We start from the raw sequence: 16,335 nt of genomic DNA, 5'->3' as shown, positions 1-16,335 counted from the left end.
GAAGGAGCGGGCACTGTATGTCAGGTTTGGTAAAGCGTGCTTTACTGCACACGATGACATTGCTCTGCATCAAACCTTCCGAATTACTGCGGGAAGTTCCCCCTCACATCCCCTCCAACCCCTCCCCTCGCATCCCCACCAGCAGCGCCTGGCCGCTCGCGTCCACGCGGAACTCGCCGAAGCGGGCCCTGGCGTAGCGGTCGGCCTGACCCTCCTGGAAGAACCACGCGTCCGTGGAGACTTGCGTGCCTGTGCCGCCCCAGCGCGGGGATGGCACGTTCTGCACGCGTAGCAGGAGTTCGCCATCGGCCAGCGGTTCGCCCTTGTGGAGGCGGACGAAATGGCCTTCCCGGCTGGCGTCGCGGCGGATCACGATGACTTCTTCGCGCGAGGCAGGCGTCTGCTCCGTGCCGTGGGCCACGCGCACATCGTTGGCAATCGAGAAGTTCAGCGCCATGTAGTCGCCCTGCACCAGCGAGCGGGGATCGACCGGGGCCAGGCGCAGGTAGACCACCTCGCCATTGGCGATCAGTCGTTCTTTGCCAACGATGCCGGCCAGCGCTACGCCGAGGGCGAGCAGCCATGCGATCAGGATCCATCGTTTCATTGGACGGCCTCCGCGCGCGGCATACGAGCAACGACGATGCGAACGGCAAGCAGCAATACGCCAGCGCCGGCCAGCGTCGCGGATTTGGCCAGCAGCGTCCATTGCAGCGTGCTGTAGTACCAGACGAAGCCGATCAGTACGCTGGTGATGGCGAGACCCATCCAGGTCAGCGAGCCGCGTCGCATGGCCAGGGCCAATGCCAGCACGCCTGCCGTCACGGCTGGGGCGAAGACCATCAACGCGCTGAATGCGGCGGCGGTGACCAGCATCACCGCAGCGGTGCGGGCATCGGCGCCAAGCCGCTTGCATTCAAGCCAGGCGAACACGACGAGTACGGCTCCGGTCAACACGCCGCCCAGCCACGCGCCCGGCGCGTACCAGGTCCGACCGGTGCCGAAGATAAGTGCGGCCGGATGCATCATCCCGGTCACGACCAGCGCGCCACCCAGCGCAAACACCAACGTGGCATCGGCGGCGGGTTCCCACACGGCATGGCGGCCTGATGCCGCCAGACTTGCCTCACGCATTGCAAACACGACCACGCCGGCCAGCGCCAGCGCGGCGAGCAATCCGATCATCGGCGGAATGGCGGTCCAGCGCGGCGCCACCATATCCCCCAACGCGATGCAGGCACCGATTGCCACGGCCGACCACGTAGCCAGTGCCGCCAGGAATCGATGCAAGCGATCCGGGACCACCACGAAGAGCAGCGCCTCGAGCACAGCCACAGGCAGCCAGAACGATGCCGACTCGATCGAGCGAATTCCGAATTCCTCTCCGACACCGGCAATCGCCATGCCCTGACCGCCCAGGCTCAGGGCCAGCGCGAACTGTCCCATCGCAATGCGGCCACTCTCGCCAGCCCTCACGCGATACAGCGCAATGGCCGCGCCGATCATGATCGCGCCCGTGATCGCCATGGCCGGTCCGTTGCCGCGCGTCGCGGCGAACACCGTGCCAATCAGGAACATCTGGAAGAACAGCGCGCCCAACCAACCCGCGCCGCCCATCAGCAATCGGATAGGCCACGGCGTACGCAGCGTGACAGGACATTCCCCCTGCACCGCACCGCGCGCCACCAGGCGCTGCCAGAGCGCTTTCTCGAAGGTTGCGTCGCTCATGCCTCGCCTCCCGACTCTGCACCGGACTCGGCCCGCCACGCGCGCAGCAGCCACGTGGCCGCTGCCACGGCCAGGCCGATGGTCAGCAGCGCCAGCAGCAGGAAGGCGCCGAAATCGCCGTCGATGCTCACCAGTCCGCGCCCGGCCGCCATCACCACGATGCCGATGCCAGTCAGGCAGACCAGGCTGAGCACCACGATGTCGAAGGCACGCCATCGGACCCACGCCCCGAGCGCTGCCAGCGCCGCTGCGCTGACCAGAAACGTGAGCGCGGCAAAATGGTCCAGCACCACGCTGGCCGTCGCCACCCACCCCGCGTAGCCACAAATCAGTACGCCGATGAGCCGCGGCCCTGTCATGCCCCGGAAGCCGAACGCTGCCGCGCGCGCTGCCAGCCCATGCCAGACCGCCAGTTGCACCACGGCAAGGCCGAGCAGGAACAGCATCGTCTCGCGCGCCCATCGCGCCGAGAAAAGCAGTTCGAACATGCCACCGATGCCCAGGTTCACGCTGCAATACCGTAGCAGCGCCACGTTGCCGAGCACCAGCACGATCCACCAGTGCGGCGCAGCACGCGCGGCCAGTGCCCACGGTGTGGCCAGCAATGCCCAGAGCGCAAACAACTGCCACGCATCGGCACCGGTCTGGTAGGTCTGTCCGATCACCGCCAGCAGCACACCCGACACGATTTGCGCACCGGCCAGCGCGGCGCGCCCGGCTAGATCGCCCGATGGCCGCCACGCCGCGAAACCGGCGAGCAGCGTCAGCACCGCAGCCAGCAGGCCGAATTTGGAAAACTTGTGGAGATCCGCCCAGTTGAAGGCGAAGAAGACAATGACACCGGCGCAGAGCAGCGCCGTGCCCAGAGAGAGCAGCACGCGGTCAAGCCAGTGCTGCCAGTCCGCAGTGGCAGGCAGCGTCGGCTGCCATGCCGTGCGCAGATCATCGGCGTTTAAGCGGCCCTGCGCGCGCCAGTCGGCCAGCGCCTGCTGGCTGATTCTGCGCTGCGTGAATCGTTGATGCGAGAAGCTGTCCAAAGCGGCAATCCCCCGGGATTCGGCATGGTCTGCAATGTAGCAGGCGACCGCGCCGAAGTCTCCCGGGAGACGCCGCCATGTGTGGCAGATCAGAAACGATAAGTCACGTTGCCGATGATCGAGCGCTGCGTGCCGAAGAAGCAGTCGCCGCGTGCGATACAGCTGTACACGTACTGCTTGCCCGTGAGGTTGTTGATGTTCAGCGAGACGCGCACCGGCCCCCGGTCGTAGGCCACCACGGCGTCGAATACCGTGAAACCGCCCACGCGGTTGTTGCCCGTGCCGTCGGTACTCGGGCCGTTGTAGCGCACACCGGCACCGGCGATGAAGCCCGGAATGTCGAACAGCGCGAAGCGGTAGTTGGCCCACAGCGACGCCGTGTTCGTCGGGATGCTCGCCAGGCGCTGCCCTTGCTCGGCTGCCGAGCCCTCGATCACCTTCGCGTTCAGGAAGGTATAGGCGGCGATCAGGTCGAGGCGACCCAGCGACACCAGCGCTTCCAGTTCCGCGCCGCGCGTGCGGGCCTCGCCCACCTGCACCGTGCCCGGCACGCCATTGACCACGCCAGCCACCTTGCGGTTTTCTTCGCGCATGTCGAACAGCGCGGCCGTCAGCGTCATGTTCTTGCCGAGCGGCTGGTACTTGACGCCCACTTCCCACTGCTTGCCGCGCAGCGGCTTGAACGCCGCGCCGTCCACGTTGAAGCCCGCCTGGCCCTGGAACGACTCGGCATAGCTCACGTACGGGTTCAGACCGAAGTCCGTGCGGTACATCAGGCCGAAACGCTTGGTCAGTTCGTTGTCGTCACGCGAGGCCGAGGGCGTGTTGTCCTGCGAGGCGCGCGACCAGTCGTAGCGCAAGCCCAGCATCAGCAGCCACTTGTTCCATTCGAGCTGATCCTGCAGGTAGACACCGGTCTGGATCTGCTTGGCCGGCTGCAACGTATTGAACACCGTCGGCGCGGTGTAGTTGCCGTAGACCGGGTTGAACACATTGATCGGTGCAGCCGTGCCGTTGGCGTTGCTGCGGCCCGTGGCATCGCTGTGCTGGTAGTCGATGCCGGTCAGCAGCGTGTGCTTGACGGCGCCGGTATTGAATTTCGACTGGCCCTGCGTATCCACGGCGAACTGGTTCAGCGTGGGCTGGTTCATGTAGACCACGCGGCGCAGCATCGTGTTGCTGCCCGGCACCCAGCCGTGCGTGGCGCCGGTGAAGCCGGTGGTGTAGATGCTGCGGTAGTCCACGGTGCTGTGCGAGTAACGCAGGTTCTGGCGCACTTCGAACGTGTCGTTGAAACGGTGCGAGAACTGGTAGCCGATGGCGTGCTGCTGCGCGCGATAGCGGTCGAAATCCGGTTCGCTGACGAAGAAGCTCTGCGGAATTGCACCCGCCGGATTCTCGATCAGCGTGCCGCGCCACGGGAAGAAGCCGATCATCGATCCGCTATCGTCGCGCTGGAAGTTCGCCAGGATCGTGAACGAAGTATCGGCGTTCGGCCGGTACGTCAGCGACGGCGCGATGAAGTAGCGGTTGTCCTTGACGTAGTCCACCGAGGCGTCGCTGTCGCGCGCCATCGCCACAAAGCGATACAGCCACTTGCCATCGGCATCGATCGGACCAGTCAGGTCGGCCTGGATCTGCTTGCGGTTGTAGTTGCCGAAGCTCACGCCGATCTCGCGGTACGCCTCGGCCTGCGGACGCTTCGATACCAGGTTCACCACGCCGCCCACCGCACCTTGCCCGTACAGCATGCCCGACGGTCCCTTCAGTACCTCGATGCGCTCCAGCGCGTACGGGTCGGGCCGCGTGTTGTTGTAGAAGCCCACGGCGTTGAGCAGGCCGTCGAGATACTGGGTGGAATCGGTGCCACGGATCTTGATCGAATCCGTGCGGTTGTCGTTCGCAAACCCGGCTGTGGTCACGCCCGCCGTGTAGCCGACGGCCTGCGCCACCGTCTGCGCGCCGGTCAGTTCGATCCGGTCACGGGTGATGACCGTGATCGACTGTGGCGTCTCGACGATCGGCGTGTCGGTCTTGGTGGCGGTCAGCGCGCGCTTGGCAACGAAGCCTGTGACCGGCCCGGTCGGCGTTTCATTGCTGCCCTTGACGGTCACCGCCGGCAGTTCGTGGTGGGCGGTAGCGGCGGGCGCCTGTTCCTGCGCCATCGCCACAGTGGCGGCTTGCATGCTCAGGGCGAAGGTGGTCAGGCGGAGGGCGTGCGAACCGCTCAGGCGGCGCCGGGCGCGTACAGACATGGATTGATCTCGGGTAGGCTGTCAGGAATGGGAATAGGAATGACTCGTATTACGATGCGCATTGTAACGATTTGTCATACCCCGGATACATTCCGACGAACTTGAAATGCTCGGCGTCGCGTACACGCCACAGTGGCGCACCGCTTCCGCGCCGGTCGCGAGGTCGGTATGCTGGGCGCCGCTTTCCATCCCGCCGTTGCGCTCCCACACCATGACTCTTGGCATCCTTGCCGCCCTCCACGACGAAGTCGACGGACTGATTGCCGCGATGCGCCACGAAGACGCCCGCGCCACGACGCAGACGATTGGCATGCGCGATTACCACTGCGGCACCCTGCACGGGCAGCCTGTGGTGCTGGTTCTGGCACGGGTGGGAAAGGTGGCGGCAGCGGCCACCACGGTGACGCTGATTCGCGAATTCGGTGTGGAAGGCATTGTGTTCACCGGACTCGCCGGTGGGGTCGCAACGGAGGTCGGGGTCGGCGATATCGTCGTGGCCGATGCCACGATCCAGCATGACCTGGACGCCCGCCCGCTATTCCCGCGCCACGAGGTGCCCCTGCTGGGGCAGTCGGTATTTCCCGCCGATCCCGCGCTGACCGCTGCGTTGCGCCAGGCGGTGGAAGGCTTCCTGCGCGACGACCTGGCCAGCGAGGTGCCTGACGGCGTGCTGGCCCGCTTTGGCATCCACGCGCCGAAGCTTCACGTGGGAATGATCGGCAGCGGCGACCAGTTCATCAATTCCGCCATGGCCGTCGCCGGCCTGCGCCGCGACCTGCCCTTGCTGCAGGCCGTAGAGATGGAAGGTGCGGCACTGGCCCAGATCTGCCACGAGTACGGCGTGCCCTATGCGTTGATGCGCACGGTGTCGGATCGCGCCGATGACGCCGCGCACGTGGACTTTCCGGCCTTCCTGCGCGACGTGGCGAGCCACTACTCCAGCGCGGTGCTACGACGATTCCTCGACGCGCGCGGCTGAATTCCCGACGCCACAGTTATTTCTCTTCTTACCGACGCGGCCGCGCAACACCCCAGACCGCCACTAGCAGGGCCGCGCCGAAGATTGCCGCGCCCCATCCCCAAAGCTGGCCGTCCGTAAAAAGATGGGCGGCCCGCCCGCCATAGAAAGCAGAGAGCGCGCCCGCCATTCCCAGCAGCAGCGCCACCGGCACCCGCACGACGCGTCCGGCGGGATGCAGCAACGCCCCGGCCAGTCCCACCACTGCACCCACCACCAACAGACCAAACATTCGCCTCTCCAGTGCCTATAAAGTCATATATTCTGGCAATGTTCCAACAATAGCGCTGTTGGAACAAACCGCCCCAGTCGCCTGCAAGGATGTTTACGAGCGGTATAATGACCCCCGCTTCCGGCATCGATCCGGATGGCATTCCAACCCCACAAATGCAACTGCTCGCGATCGGCATCAATCACACAACGGCACCCGTCTCGCTCCGCGAACGTGTGGCGTTTCCGCTTGAGCAGATCAAACCCGCACTGGGCGCCCTGCGCACCCACCTGGCGGGCCGCAGTGGCACCGAAGCCGCGATTCTCTCCACCTGCAACCGTACCGAAATCTACTGCGCCACCGATGTGCTGCAGCCCGGGCAGGATGGATTCGAGCACACGTTGCACTGGCTTGCCCAGCATCACAATGTGCCGGCCGGTGAACTGGCGCCGCATTTGTACGCCCTGCCCCAGTCAGAAGCCGTGCGTCACGCATTCCGCGTGGCCAGCGGGCTCGACTCGATGGTGCTGGGCGAAACCCAGATTCTCGGACAACTGAAGGATGCCGTGCGCACTGCTGGCGAAGCCGGCGCGCTGGGCACGTACCTGAACCAGTTGTTCCAGCGCACGTTCGCGGTGGCCAAGGAAGTCCGTGGCCAGACCGAGATCGGCGCGCATTCCGTGTCGATGGCCGCCGCTGCGGTGCGCCTCGCGCAACGGATCTTCGAAAGCGTTTCCACGCAGCGCGTGCTGTTCATCGGCGCCGGCGAGATGATCGAGCTGTGCGCCACGCACTTCGCGGCACAGCAGCCGCGCCAGATCGTGGTGGCCAACCGCACCATCGAACGCGGCGAGAAGCTGGCCGAGCAACTGGCCGAACAGGGCCTGACCACGCAGGCCATCCGCCTGCAGGATCTGGGCGAACGGCTGCACGAATTCGACATCGTCGTCTCCTGCACCGCCAGTTCGCTGCCGATCATCGGCCTGGGTGCCGTCGAACGCGCGGTCAAGCGCCGCAAGCATCGCCCGATCATGATGGTCGACCTGGCCGTGCCGCGTGACGTGGAACCGGAAGTTGCGCGCCTGAACGATGTGTTCCTCTACACCGTCGACGATCTCGGTGCCGTGGTGCGCGAAGGCAATGCCCTGCGGCAGGCCGCCGTGGCACAGGCCGAAGCCATCATCGAATCGCGCGTGCTGAACTTCATGCACTGGCTGGAGACGCGCAGCGTGGTGCCTGTGATCCGCGACCTGCAGACCGCCGGCGAATCCATCCGCCAGGCCGAGCTGGACCGCGCGCGCCGGATGCTGGCACGCGGCGACGATCCGGAAGCCGTGCTCGAAGCCCTGTCGGGCGCGCTGACGCGCAAGTTCCTGCACGGCCCCACGCACGCGCTGAACCACACGCAGGGCGAAGACCGCGAGGCACTGCTGCGTCTGGTGCCGGGTCTGTTCCGCCACAGCAGCCATTCCGAGCGCTAGCCGCGCTCACCCTCCCTGCCGGCACCCGCCGGCATCCGGCATCGACCCAGGCCATGGCACATGGCACGATGGGTCACCGCTCTCCTCCGCAATGCACGCTGCATTGCTCCGTGACACCAGCCGAATCCCGTATCCGATGAAAGCCAGCATGCTCCAAAAGCTCGACCAGTTGGCCGAGCGACTCGACGAAGTCAATGCCCTGCTCGCGCACGAGAACGCCACAGCCGACATCAACCAGTACCGCAAGCTGTCGCGCGAGCATGCCGAGTTGTCGCCCGTGGCCGAGCAATACGGCCAGTACCGCCAGGCGCAGGAAGACCTGGCCACGGCCGAGGCGCTGCTCGACGACCCCGAGATGAAGGACTTCGCCGCCGATGAAATTGGCGCTGCGCGAGACCGGCTGACATCGCTTGCATCGAGCCTGCAAACGCTGCTGCTGCCAAAGGACCCCAACGACGATCGCAACCTGCTGCTGGAAATCCGCGCCGGTGCCGGTGGCGAGGAAAGCGCGCTGTTCGCCGCCAACCTGCTGCGCATGTACACGCGATATGCGGAACGGCAGCGGTGGCAGGTGGAGATCATGAGCGAGTCCGAGTCCGACCTCGGCGGCTACAAGGAAGTCATCGTGCGCATTGCCGGCGATGCGGCGTTTTCCAAACTGAAGTTTGAATCGGGCGGCCATCGCGTGCAGCGCGTGCCGGCCACCGAGGCGCAAGGACGCATCCACACCTCGGCCTGTACCGTGGCCGTGATGCCCGAGGCGGACGAAGTGGCCGAGGTGCAGATCAACCCTTCAGATTTGCGCGTGGATACCTTCCGCGCCTCAGGTGCCGGTGGCCAGCACGTCAACAAGACCGATTCGGCCGTGCGGCTGACTCACCTGCCCACCGGCATCGTGGTCGAGTGCCAGGACGACCGCAGCCAGCATCGAAACAAAGAAAAGGCGATGAAGGTGCTGGCCGCGCGCATCATGGACGCGCAGTTGCGCGCCGCGCAGGCCAAGGAAGCCAGCACCCGCCGCAACCTGATCGGCACCGGCGACCGCAGCGACCGCATCCGCACGTACAACTTTCCGCAGGGCCGCGTGACCGATCACCGCATCAACCTGACGCTCTACAAGATCGACATGATCATGGACGGCGATCTGGACGAACTGGTATCGGCACTTTCCGCCGAGCACCAGGCCGATCAGCTTGCGGCCCTTGGCGACGAAAATTGACATTTGTAACCAAGGTAAATGCGTGAAACAGCACTGGCGTGAAAAAGCGCGCTGTCTATAATCGATTTCGACCAGACCACCCCAATACATCACTTTCTGACAGGTAAGAGATCGGGGGACGAAGTCTGGATGTGGAAGTCCACTCCTCAACAGACACACAAGGATGAAATCATGAAGAAACTGCTCGTCATGCTGATGCTCGCCGCCGCCGTTACCGCCTGCAGCAAGAAGGAAGAAGCACCGGCCGCCAACGCCGACACCGCGATGCAGAACGCTGCCGAATCGGCCAAGGCCGCTGCCAGCGACGCTGCTGCCGCCGCCGCCAACGCCGCGGACGCTGCCAAGGCCGCTGCAAGTGGTGCTGCCGCCGATGTGTCCGCCGCCGCCGAAAAGGCCAAGGTCGATGCCGGCAATGCCATGGCCCAGGCCAAGGAAGCCGCGCGCGACGCCGTGAACACCGGCGCCGACAAGGCCAAGGACGCCGTCAACAAGTAATACCCCTACGCATTCGAGGCGTCGCCCGCAGGCCGGAATCGGCTTACACTGGACGCCTCACTCGACGTCGCGAAAAGAACCCCGTCAGGCCGATGCCCGACGGGGTTTTTTGCAGCAGGCGCCAGTTCTTTTCCCCAAGACGTACCGGCCGTAGAACATGTCGTCCTCCACCCTAGCGGGCACGTTGCCGCCCGATCCCACGCTGCGCGAAGCGCTGACCCTTGCCGCCATGGCCGGCCTGCCTTCGCTCGAAGCCCGCATGCTGCTCTCGCACGTCACCGGCTTCACGCGCACGCAACTGATCACCCGCGACAACGATCACCTCAATGCAGCACAGCATGATGCATTTTCCACGTTGCTGGCACGGCGGCTGGCGGGTGAGCCAATGGCGTATCTGCTCGGCGAGCGCGAGTTCTTCGGCCGCTCGTTCCGCGTCACGCCCGATGTGCTGATCCCGCGTCCGGACACCGAGGTAGCCGCCGAGGCTGCGCTGGCGCGGCTGGCCGATATCCACACGCCGCGCGTGCTCGACATGGGCACCGGCTCCGGCATCCTGGCCGTGACGCTGGCCCGCGAACGCGCCGATGCCGAAGTCTGGGCCACCGATATCTCGCCGGGTGCGCTGATGGTGGCACAGGACAATGCCCGCGCGCTGCAGGCCGACAATATCCGCTTCCTGGTCTCGGACTGGTACGGCGCATTGCCCGATTCCCTGCGATTTCACTTGATCGTGAGCAACCCGCCTTACATTGCCGAGGGCGATCCGCACCTGAGCGAAGGCGACCTCCGTTTCGAGCCCATCGACGCGCTGACCGACCACAAGGACGGCCTGTCGGACCTGGGCGCCATCGTGGCCGGCGCGCCAGACCGGCTGCTGCCGGGCGGCTGGCTGCTGATGGAGCACGGCTACGACCAGGGGTATGCCACGCGCCACCTGCTGACCAGTGCCGGCTTTGCGGAGGTGTTCACGGCACGCGACCTCGGCGGCAACGAACGCTGCAGCGGCGGCCGGCTGCCCGGTTGAGATCCGGCGCCGGGGCCCCATCTGCACGGCATCGGGGGCGCATCCGAGCGGCTCCTGAACGCCAGGCGCGATTCCGGTAAAATCCGGAGCCATTCCCCAATTCATTCGCGGTGCCACCTGGCATCGCGCGCAACCGGAACGTATCCATCATGAGTGACGTACAACAGAAGATCGACCAGATCGTGAAGGGCAGCCCCGTGGTTCTGTTCATGAAGGGCACCGCCCAGTTCCCGATGTGCGGCTTCTCGGGCCGTGCCATCCAGATCCTGAAGGCTTGCGGCGTGGACGCCCCGACCACGGTCAACGTGCTGGAAGACGACGGCATCCGCCAGGGCATCAAGGAATACGCCAGCTGGCCGACCATTCCCCAGCTCTACGTGAACGGCGAGTTCGTCGGCGGTTCGGACATCATGATGGAGATGTACCAGAACGGCGAACTGCAGACCCTGCTGAAAGCCTGAGCCTGAGTCCGTCATGCCTGTGGAACAAGGCGGCGCGCCGCAACGGCTGATCGTCGCCATCACGGGCGCCACCGGCGCCATCTACGGTGTCCGGCTGCTTGAGGTGCTGCGCGATGTGAGCGGTGTGGAAACCCACCTGCTGATCTCGCCGGCCGGCATCATGAACCTCCAGCACGAACTCGACGTCGGCCGCGCCGAGGTCGAGGCACTCGCCGATGTCGTGCATAACGTGCGCGACGTTGGCGCGACCATCGCCAGCGGATCGTTCCGCGCGCACGCGATGATCGTCGCACCCTGCTCGATGCGCACGCTGGCTGCCATCGCACACGGCCTCTCCGACAACCTGATTACACGCGCTGCCGATGTCACGCTCAAGGAGCGTCGCAAGCTCGTGCTGATGGTGCGCGAAACCCCGCTGAACCTGGCCCACCTGCGCAACATGACCGCCGTGACCGAAATGGGCGGCATCGTGTTCCCGCCCGTACCGGGGTTCTACCAGAAGCCGCAGACCATTGCGGAACTGGTCGACCACACGGTGGGACGCGTGCTGGATCTGGTGGATTTAAGGGATGTGGGGGAGAAGCTGGCGCCGGGGTGGATGGGGTTGGGGAATAGCGCCGATCCTGCTTAGTAAGCTCCCCTCTCCCATGCAATGGGAGAGGGGTTGGGGGAGAGGGCTAGAAGTTCTGCTTGCCGAAGTTATCGCAAATTGAACGGCTGGCCCTCTCCCCCGCCCCTCTCCCGCCTTGCGGGAGAGGGGAGAAAACCGAGAGGGCGTTGAAAGCTCGCTCGCCTTACCAACGCCCGTAATACCCCCGGTGTCCGTAATACCCCCGTCCGTAATATCCACGTCCGTAGTACCCCCCACCGTAGTACCCCACCGATGGGCTGACCACGACGGCCGGCGCTGCATAGACCGGCGCGGGTGCCACGGCTGGGCCATACGGCGTGGGGTACACCGCGCAGCCGCCCAACATGGCCGCACCGGCCACTGCCAAACCCATCACCACGATTCTCGTTTTCATTTCGACGTCCTTATGACGCAGCCATTGCGCGGCGGCAATGCGCTGCTCTCTAGAACGTTATACGGGCGGGTCTGGTAATACAGCGTCAAGCTGCTGTAACCCTTGTTACGATTCGCAACGCCTGCGCGAATGTAAGAGAAGACCGTAGGTCGGCTCAGACGTCGAAGCGGATGCCCTGTGCCAGCGGCAGCGCATCGCCGTAGTTGACCGTATTGGTCGCGCGCCGCATATAGCTCTTCCACGCGTCCGAACCGGATTCCCGTCCACCGCCGGTCGCCTTCTCCCCGCCAAACGCCCCGCCGATTTCCGCGCCGCTCGTGCCGATATTCACATTGGCGATGCCGCAGTCGCTGCCCGCCGCCGACATGAATCGCTCGGCCTCGCGCAGGGATTCCGTGAAGATGCACGACGACAGGCCATGCGACGCCGCATTGTTTAGCGCGATGGCTTCATCGAGCGAGGTATAGGGCATCAGGTAGAGAATCGGCGCGAAGGTCTCGGTGAGCATCGTGTCGTGCTGGATCTCGGTCAGCACCAGCGCAGGACGCACGTAGCACGCACGCGGAAAGCGGTCGGCCAATAGTCGTTCGCCGCCGTGGACGATATTGCCCTGCGCGCGGCAACTGGCCAGCGCATTCGCCATGGTGTCGCCCGCGGCCGCATCGATCAGCGGGCCAACGAGCGTGCCGGCCTGCAGCGGATCGCCCACCGGCAGCCGCGCATAGACCTGCCGCAGCCGCTGCGTCACGGTCTCGATCAGGTCCGCATGCACGAACGCACGGCGTAGCGTGGTACAACGCTGCCCGGCCGTGCCCGCCGCTGCGAAGGTCATCGCGCGAATCGTCAGTTCCAGATCGGCCGACGGTGCGACGATGGCTGCGTTGTTGCCACCGAGTTCGAGAATCGCGCGCTTGAAGTGCGAGGCGCAGGCCATGCCCACCTCGCGTCCCATCCGCGTCGAGCCGGTGGCGCTGACCAGCCGCACCGACGGATGCTGCACGAGCAACTGACCGAGCTGGCGCCCGCCGTCCAGCACGCAGCTCAGTCCCGCGAATTGCGGTGCGTGTTCGTCGATCACGCGATCCAGCAGCCCTTGCGCAGCCAGCGCGCAAAGCGGCGTTTTCTCCGACGGCTTCCACACCACGCCATTGCCGCACACCAGCGCCAGCGCCGCGTTCCACGCCCACACCGCCACCGGGAAATTGAACGCCGAGATCACGCCGCACAGCCCATACGGATGCCATGTCTCGCGCATCGCATGCGCGGGGCGCTCCGATGCAATCGTCAATCCATGCAACTGTCGCGACAGGCCCACCGCGAAGTCGCAGATGTCGATCATCTCCTGCACTTCGCCGAGACCTTCCTGCAGGATCTTGCCCGCCTCCAACGAGACGAGCCGCCCGAGTGCATCCTTGTGGATGCGTAGCATTTCGCCGAACCTGCGCACCACCTCGCCGCGTGCCGGTGCGGGCGTCAGTGCCCAAAGGCTTTGCGCCGCATGGGCGCGAGCGATGCGGGTATCGGCCTCGGCAGGCAGGCAAACCGGCACCTGGCCGAAGACCTCGCCATCGATGGGCGAGCGTACGCCGAGGGTGCCTGGCAATGCCTCGCCGCCAGTGAAGGGCTGCGCCAGTCCCATCGACTGGAAGCAACCGGCAATGTCGTGTGCTTTCATGCAAGCGTCTCCTGTAGTGGATGCCGCGCGTAATGCTGGCCGAAACGGTTGGCCAGGAATCGATCCAGCGGCATGGCCTCCTGCCGCACGAACCCCGCCTGCGGCAGCACGCCCGATGCCACCAGATCCAGCGCCGTGCAGATGCCTGCGGCAGTGGTCAACTGAATCGCGTTCACATGACCGATACCGGCAAAATTCTCCATCCCGCCGATGCGCGCCGAGAACGACGCCTGCGTCAGCGGACCGCGCTTGCCCTCGCCCTTCACACCGGGCGGATGGCCCGTCGCGCTGGCGAACACCACGACCACATCCTGCTCGGTCATCGGGATGGCGTTCTCAAGGATATCGCGCAGCCAGCCCCGCCGCTCGCGCATGCGCAGGTCGTTGAGCAGCAGCTTCATCTGCGCGCAATGGCCTGGGTAGCGCACCGACTTGTAGTCGACTTGCCGCGCGCGGCCCGCCAGTGTCTCAGGCAGTGTGCCCAGTCCACCGGAGGTATTGAACGCCTCGTATTCCACGCCGTCCAGCGCGAAGGTCTCCAGCCCTTCCAGCGCGGGCACTTCCACGCGCCGCCCATCGACGATGGCTTCGCACGGATTGCAGTATTCGTTGATCAGCCCCTCGGTACTCCACGTGAGGTTGTACTTGAGCGCGTTGCTGGGATAGCGCGGCAGCGCACCCACGCGCATGCGGAGGTCGAGCAGTTCGCCGCCACCACGCAGGAAGCGCTGCGCAAGATCGTGCCCCACCACGCCGATAAAGCCAGGCGCCAGCCCGCACTGCGGCATCAGCACCGAACGCGCGCTCACCGCCAGCTTCTGGATGGCCTGCGTGGCCGCGACATCCTCGGTCAGGTCGAAGTAGTGCACACCCAGCCGCGCCGCCACCGTCGCCACCTGAATGGCAGCGTGGAACGGCAGCGCATTGAGCACGGCATCGGCGCCCGCTAGCAGCGCCGCGCAGGTGCCCGGCTCGGTGGGGTCGCCAGCACGCACCGCGATGCTGCGCGGCAGGCCGTCGAGACGGTGCGCATCATGATCGACAAGACATACGCGGTAGTCGCCCGAATCGGCCAGCATGGCGGCAATGACGCGCCCGATCTTGCCGGCACCGAGCACGACCACCGATAGCGGCCGGGGAGCTTGAGGCAGGTCGCGCACGGCGGCGGGACCCAGCGTGGAAGGTTGCATGGCGGACTCCGTCGAAAACTGCGTTGGTCGATGCCTCAAGTATGGTCAGGCGCACGCACGTTTTACAGGCCCGAGATTGACGAAATCTCGTCATAATCCGACGTATCGACCATCCCTTCTGACGATTCGTCAGCTCACGTCATGGCAGACCTCGACCAGACCGACCGGCACCTGCTGGCGCTGCTGCAAGCCAACGCACGGGAAAGCGCGGCCAACCTGTCGCGCGCACTGGGCATCGCGCGGACCACGGTGGTGGCTCGCATCGCGCGACTCGAACGTATCGGGGTGGTGGCGGGCTACGGGGTAAGGCTCGGCAGCCAGATGGAGGACAACGCGATCCTGGCGTTCTGCGGACTGTCAGTGCAGCCCAAGGCGGCGCCCGGCGTAGTGCGGGCGCTGCAGCGGCTACCCGAGGTGGAGGAACTGAATTCGGTCAGCGGCCCGGTGGACTACATGGCCGTGATCCGCTGCGACACCCATGCGCGGCTCGACAAACTGCTCGACGAGATCGGCATGCTCGATGGGGTGAATCACACGACGACGTCGATTGTGCTGGCGAGGAAGATTGATCGGCGGCGGGCGGCAGGGTAACGCTTGGTTTGCTCCCCTCTCCCGCATTGCGGGAGAGGGGCGGGGGAGAGGGCCAGCCGTTCAAATTGCGACCAATCGGCAAGCAGATCCTCCAGCCCTCTCCCCCAACCCCTCTCCCATTTCATGGGAGAGGGGAGCAACCCGGTAGCAGAGAAAACCTCACCAACTCCCCGGATTCACCGGTTTAGCCGGCGCGGCCTTCTTGTCTTCCTTCTTCTTCGCCGCCGGCGCCGAAGCCGGTGGCGGTGCCAGGGACTTGGCCACCTCGGCATCGCGATTCGCCATCAGTGCGCGGGCCTGCGGCAACAGCAATTCGATGGTGCCTTCGTTCGTCGCGTCGGGGATGGTGTAAAGCTCGACGGTCAGCGGCTTGCGCATCCAGCCCGCGTGGATCGTCTTCACGGACTTGCCGGCCTTGTCCTTCATCTCCTCGGCTTCCTGGCGGAACGGCTTGCCATAACGCGCATTGAGCGCCTGGGCGGCCGCATCCTGCGAACGGATGCCGTCGGTCGGCACGATCATGCCGACCAGCGCGTTGCCGTCGACAATCGCCACCAGGCGCGGGCCGTCCATGAACACGGGACGCTTGTCGCGTGGCACGCCCACCTGGCGCATCACGCCGTCGCCACGCAACTCCACACAATAGGCGGTGACGTCCTTGCCATCAGGCGTGCGGTGATCGGCGCAATCGGGCAACTGCGGCAACGGACTGCCGATCTCGAGCGTATCGAGCATCGTCGAGAACTGGTCCTTGCCATCGGGAATCGCTACGGGGGCAGCCTTGGGAGCCGGCTGGGCGGCGGGGGCGGCATGGGCGACGGCGGTCGCCAGCAGGGCGGCGGTGGCCAGCCCGGCAAAAGGAAATCTCAAAACACACTCCTGAAAACGGCTTCGCATTGGAGCCGGCTCCGTGCCGAGGGTTCCT

General features: G+C 65.5%; 17 protein-coding genes. 8 read left to right on the top strand and 9 right to left on the bottom strand.

Translation table 11 applies throughout. The features are described 5' to 3' along the window. Nucleotides 1-103: 103 nt before the first annotated feature. From GA566_RS01075 to GA566_RS01060, 4 genes are all read right to left on the bottom strand, one after another. Nucleotides 104-607 carry a GDYXXLXY domain-containing protein gene (locus GA566_RS01075; RefSeq protein ID WP_160471246.1) on the bottom strand — a complete coding sequence of 168 codons (504 nt, stop codon included), beginning with the start codon at nucleotides 605-607 and terminating at the stop codon, nucleotides 104-106. Continuing rightward, nucleotides 604-1,728: a DUF4401 domain-containing protein gene (locus GA566_RS01070; protein WP_160471245.1), complete on the bottom strand. Its 1,125-nt coding sequence runs from the start codon at nucleotides 1,726-1,728 to the stop codon at nucleotides 604-606. The genes GA566_RS01075 and GA566_RS01070 overlap by 4 nt, the downstream gene beginning before the upstream one ends. Further along, nucleotides 1,725-2,765 (bottom strand): DUF2157 domain-containing protein, encoded by a 1,041-nt coding sequence (locus GA566_RS01065; RefSeq protein ID WP_237380007.1) that lies wholly within the window; start codon nucleotides 2,763-2,765, stop codon nucleotides 1,725-1,727. The genes GA566_RS01070 and GA566_RS01065 overlap by 4 nt, the downstream gene beginning before the upstream one ends. A gap of 89 nt (nucleotides 2,766-2,854) precedes the next feature. Further along, complete coding sequence (locus tag GA566_RS01060; RefSeq protein ID WP_137928470.1) at nucleotides 2,855-5,020, bottom strand: TonB-dependent siderophore receptor; 2,166 nt, start codon at nucleotides 5,018-5,020, stop codon at nucleotides 2,855-2,857. A gap of 211 nt (nucleotides 5,021-5,231) precedes the next feature. On the opposite strand from GA566_RS01060, the gene GA566_RS01055 reads away from it, so the two are divergent. Then, complete coding sequence (locus tag GA566_RS01055) at nucleotides 5,232-5,999, top strand: 5'-methylthioadenosine/adenosylhomocysteine nucleosidase (protein ID WP_160471243.1); 768 nt, start codon at nucleotides 5,232-5,234, stop codon at nucleotides 5,997-5,999. Between the two features lie 28 nt (nucleotides 6,000-6,027). Here the strand turns inward: GA566_RS01055 and GA566_RS01050 are convergent, their stop codons facing one another. Further along, nucleotides 6,028-6,270, bottom strand: coding sequence for a hypothetical protein (locus GA566_RS01050; RefSeq protein WP_137928468.1), 243 nt, complete (start codon nucleotides 6,268-6,270; stop codon nucleotides 6,028-6,030). A gap of 155 nt (nucleotides 6,271-6,425) precedes the next feature. On the opposite strand from GA566_RS01050, the gene hemA reads away from it, so the two are divergent. The 6 genes from hemA to GA566_RS01020 all read left to right on the top strand — a co-directional run bounded on the left by hemA (nucleotide 6,426) and on the right by GA566_RS01020 (nucleotide 11,560). Next, nucleotides 6,426-7,730, top strand: coding sequence for a glutamyl-tRNA reductase (hemA, locus tag GA566_RS01045; RefSeq protein WP_137928473.1), 1,305 nt, complete (start codon nucleotides 6,426-6,428; stop codon nucleotides 7,728-7,730). Between the two features lie 136 nt (nucleotides 7,731-7,866). Further along, nucleotides 7,867-8,949, top strand: a complete 1,083-nt coding sequence (gene prfA, locus GA566_RS01040) for a peptide chain release factor 1 (protein ID WP_137928467.1) — start codon at nucleotides 7,867-7,869, stop codon at nucleotides 8,947-8,949. 171 nt (nucleotides 8,950-9,120) lie between these two features. After that, entirely contained in the window at nucleotides 9,121-9,444 is a 324-nt protein-coding gene (locus tag GA566_RS01035) for a hypothetical protein (RefSeq protein WP_137928466.1), read from the top strand. 157 nt (nucleotides 9,445-9,601) lie between these two features. Next, on the top strand, nucleotides 9,602-10,468 hold the full coding sequence (prmC, locus tag GA566_RS01030; RefSeq protein ID WP_160471241.1) for a peptide chain release factor N(5)-glutamine methyltransferase: 867 nt from the start codon (nucleotides 9,602-9,604) through the stop codon (nucleotides 10,466-10,468). Between the two features lie 149 nt (nucleotides 10,469-10,617). After that, the gene (grxD, locus tag GA566_RS01025; protein WP_137928464.1) at nucleotides 10,618-10,929 is read left to right on the top strand and encodes a Grx4 family monothiol glutaredoxin; all 312 of its coding nucleotides are present in this window, start codon (nucleotides 10,618-10,620) and stop codon (nucleotides 10,927-10,929) included. A gap of 13 nt (nucleotides 10,930-10,942) precedes the next feature. Next, entirely contained in the window at nucleotides 10,943-11,560 is a 618-nt protein-coding gene (locus GA566_RS01020) for a UbiX family flavin prenyltransferase (RefSeq protein WP_160471240.1), read from the top strand. Between the two features lie 163 nt (nucleotides 11,561-11,723). Here GA566_RS01020 and GA566_RS01015 read toward each other — a convergent pair whose 3' ends face one another. From GA566_RS01015 to GA566_RS01005, 3 genes are all read right to left on the bottom strand, one after another. Then, the gene (locus tag GA566_RS01015) at nucleotides 11,724-11,933 is read right to left on the bottom strand and encodes a hypothetical protein (RefSeq protein WP_137923664.1); all 210 of its coding nucleotides are present in this window, start codon (nucleotides 11,931-11,933) and stop codon (nucleotides 11,724-11,726) included. Nucleotides 11,934-12,108: 175 nt separating this feature from the next. Beyond that, nucleotides 12,109-13,629: an aldehyde dehydrogenase family protein gene (locus tag GA566_RS01010; RefSeq protein WP_137923534.1), complete on the bottom strand. Its 1,521-nt coding sequence runs from the start codon at nucleotides 13,627-13,629 to the stop codon at nucleotides 12,109-12,111. After that, nucleotides 13,626-14,819: a saccharopine dehydrogenase family protein gene (locus GA566_RS01005; protein WP_160471238.1), complete on the bottom strand. Its 1,194-nt coding sequence runs from the start codon at nucleotides 14,817-14,819 to the stop codon at nucleotides 13,626-13,628. The genes GA566_RS01010 and GA566_RS01005 overlap by 4 nt, the downstream gene beginning before the upstream one ends. A gap of 141 nt (nucleotides 14,820-14,960) precedes the next feature. Between GA566_RS01005 and GA566_RS01000 the strand changes: the two genes are divergently transcribed. After that, nucleotides 14,961-15,410, top strand: a complete 450-nt coding sequence (locus GA566_RS01000; protein ID WP_137923536.1) for an Lrp/AsnC family transcriptional regulator — start codon at nucleotides 14,961-14,963, stop codon at nucleotides 15,408-15,410. Between the two features lie 159 nt (nucleotides 15,411-15,569). Here the strand turns inward: GA566_RS01000 and GA566_RS00995 are convergent, their stop codons facing one another. Further along, nucleotides 15,570-16,280, bottom strand: a complete 711-nt coding sequence (locus GA566_RS00995) for a hypothetical protein (RefSeq protein WP_137923537.1) — start codon at nucleotides 16,278-16,280, stop codon at nucleotides 15,570-15,572. Nucleotides 16,281-16,335 lie beyond the last annotated feature (55 nt).

Origin of the sequence: Cupriavidus sp. SW-Y-13, assembly GCF_009793345.1 — a bacterium.
Classification (GTDB): Bacteria; Pseudomonadota; Gammaproteobacteria; order Burkholderiales; family Burkholderiaceae; genus Cupriavidus.
Note: the sequence above shows the minus strand (reverse complement) of the source record. Positions and strands in the feature narration are given on the sequence as shown.

What these genes read in the sequence shown, in the direction of transcription:
- GA566_RS01055 (WP_160471243.1), top strand. Translation starts at nt 5,232, where the DNA reads ATGACTCTTGGCATCCTTGCCGCCCTCCACGACGAAGTCGACGGACTG.
- prfA (WP_137928467.1), top strand. Translation starts at nt 7,867, where the DNA reads ATGAAAGCCAGCATGCTCCAAAAGCTCGACCAGTTGGCCGAGCGACTC.
- GA566_RS01020 (WP_160471240.1), top strand. Translation starts at nt 10,943, where the DNA reads ATGCCTGTGGAACAAGGCGGCGCGCCGCAACGGCTGATCGTCGCCATC.
- GA566_RS01070 (WP_160471245.1), bottom strand. Translation starts at nt 1,728, where the DNA reads ATGAGCGACGCAACCTTCGAGAAAGCGCTCTGGCAGCGCCTGGTGGCG.
- GA566_RS01060 (WP_137928470.1), bottom strand. Translation starts at nt 5,020, where the DNA reads ATGTCTGTACGCGCCCGGCGCCGCCTGAGCGGTTCGCACGCCCTCCGC.
- prmC (WP_160471241.1), top strand. Translation starts at nt 9,602, where the DNA reads ATGTCGTCCTCCACCCTAGCGGGCACGTTGCCGCCCGATCCCACGCTG.
- GA566_RS01050 (WP_137928468.1), bottom strand. Translation starts at nt 6,270, where the DNA reads ATGTTTGGTCTGTTGGTGGTGGGTGCAGTGGTGGGACTGGCCGGGGCG.
- GA566_RS01035 (WP_137928466.1), top strand. Translation starts at nt 9,121, where the DNA reads ATGAAGAAACTGCTCGTCATGCTGATGCTCGCCGCCGCCGTTACCGCC.
- GA566_RS01015 (WP_137923664.1), bottom strand. Translation starts at nt 11,933, where the DNA reads ATGGGTTTGGCAGTGGCCGGTGCGGCCATGTTGGGCGGCTGCGCGGTG.
- GA566_RS01075 (WP_160471246.1), bottom strand. Translation starts at nt 607, where the DNA reads ATGAAACGATGGATCCTGATCGCATGGCTGCTCGCCCTCGGCGTAGCG.
- hemA (WP_137928473.1), top strand. Translation starts at nt 6,426, where the DNA reads ATGCAACTGCTCGCGATCGGCATCAATCACACAACGGCACCCGTCTCG.
- grxD (WP_137928464.1), top strand. Translation starts at nt 10,618, where the DNA reads ATGAGTGACGTACAACAGAAGATCGACCAGATCGTGAAGGGCAGCCCC.
- GA566_RS01000 (WP_137923536.1), top strand. Translation starts at nt 14,961, where the DNA reads ATGGCAGACCTCGACCAGACCGACCGGCACCTGCTGGCGCTGCTGCAA.
- GA566_RS01010 (WP_137923534.1), bottom strand. Translation starts at nt 13,629, where the DNA reads ATGAAAGCACACGACATTGCCGGTTGCTTCCAGTCGATGGGACTGGCG.
- GA566_RS01005 (WP_160471238.1), bottom strand. Translation starts at nt 14,819, where the DNA reads ATGCAACCTTCCACGCTGGGTCCCGCCGCCGTGCGCGACCTGCCTCAA.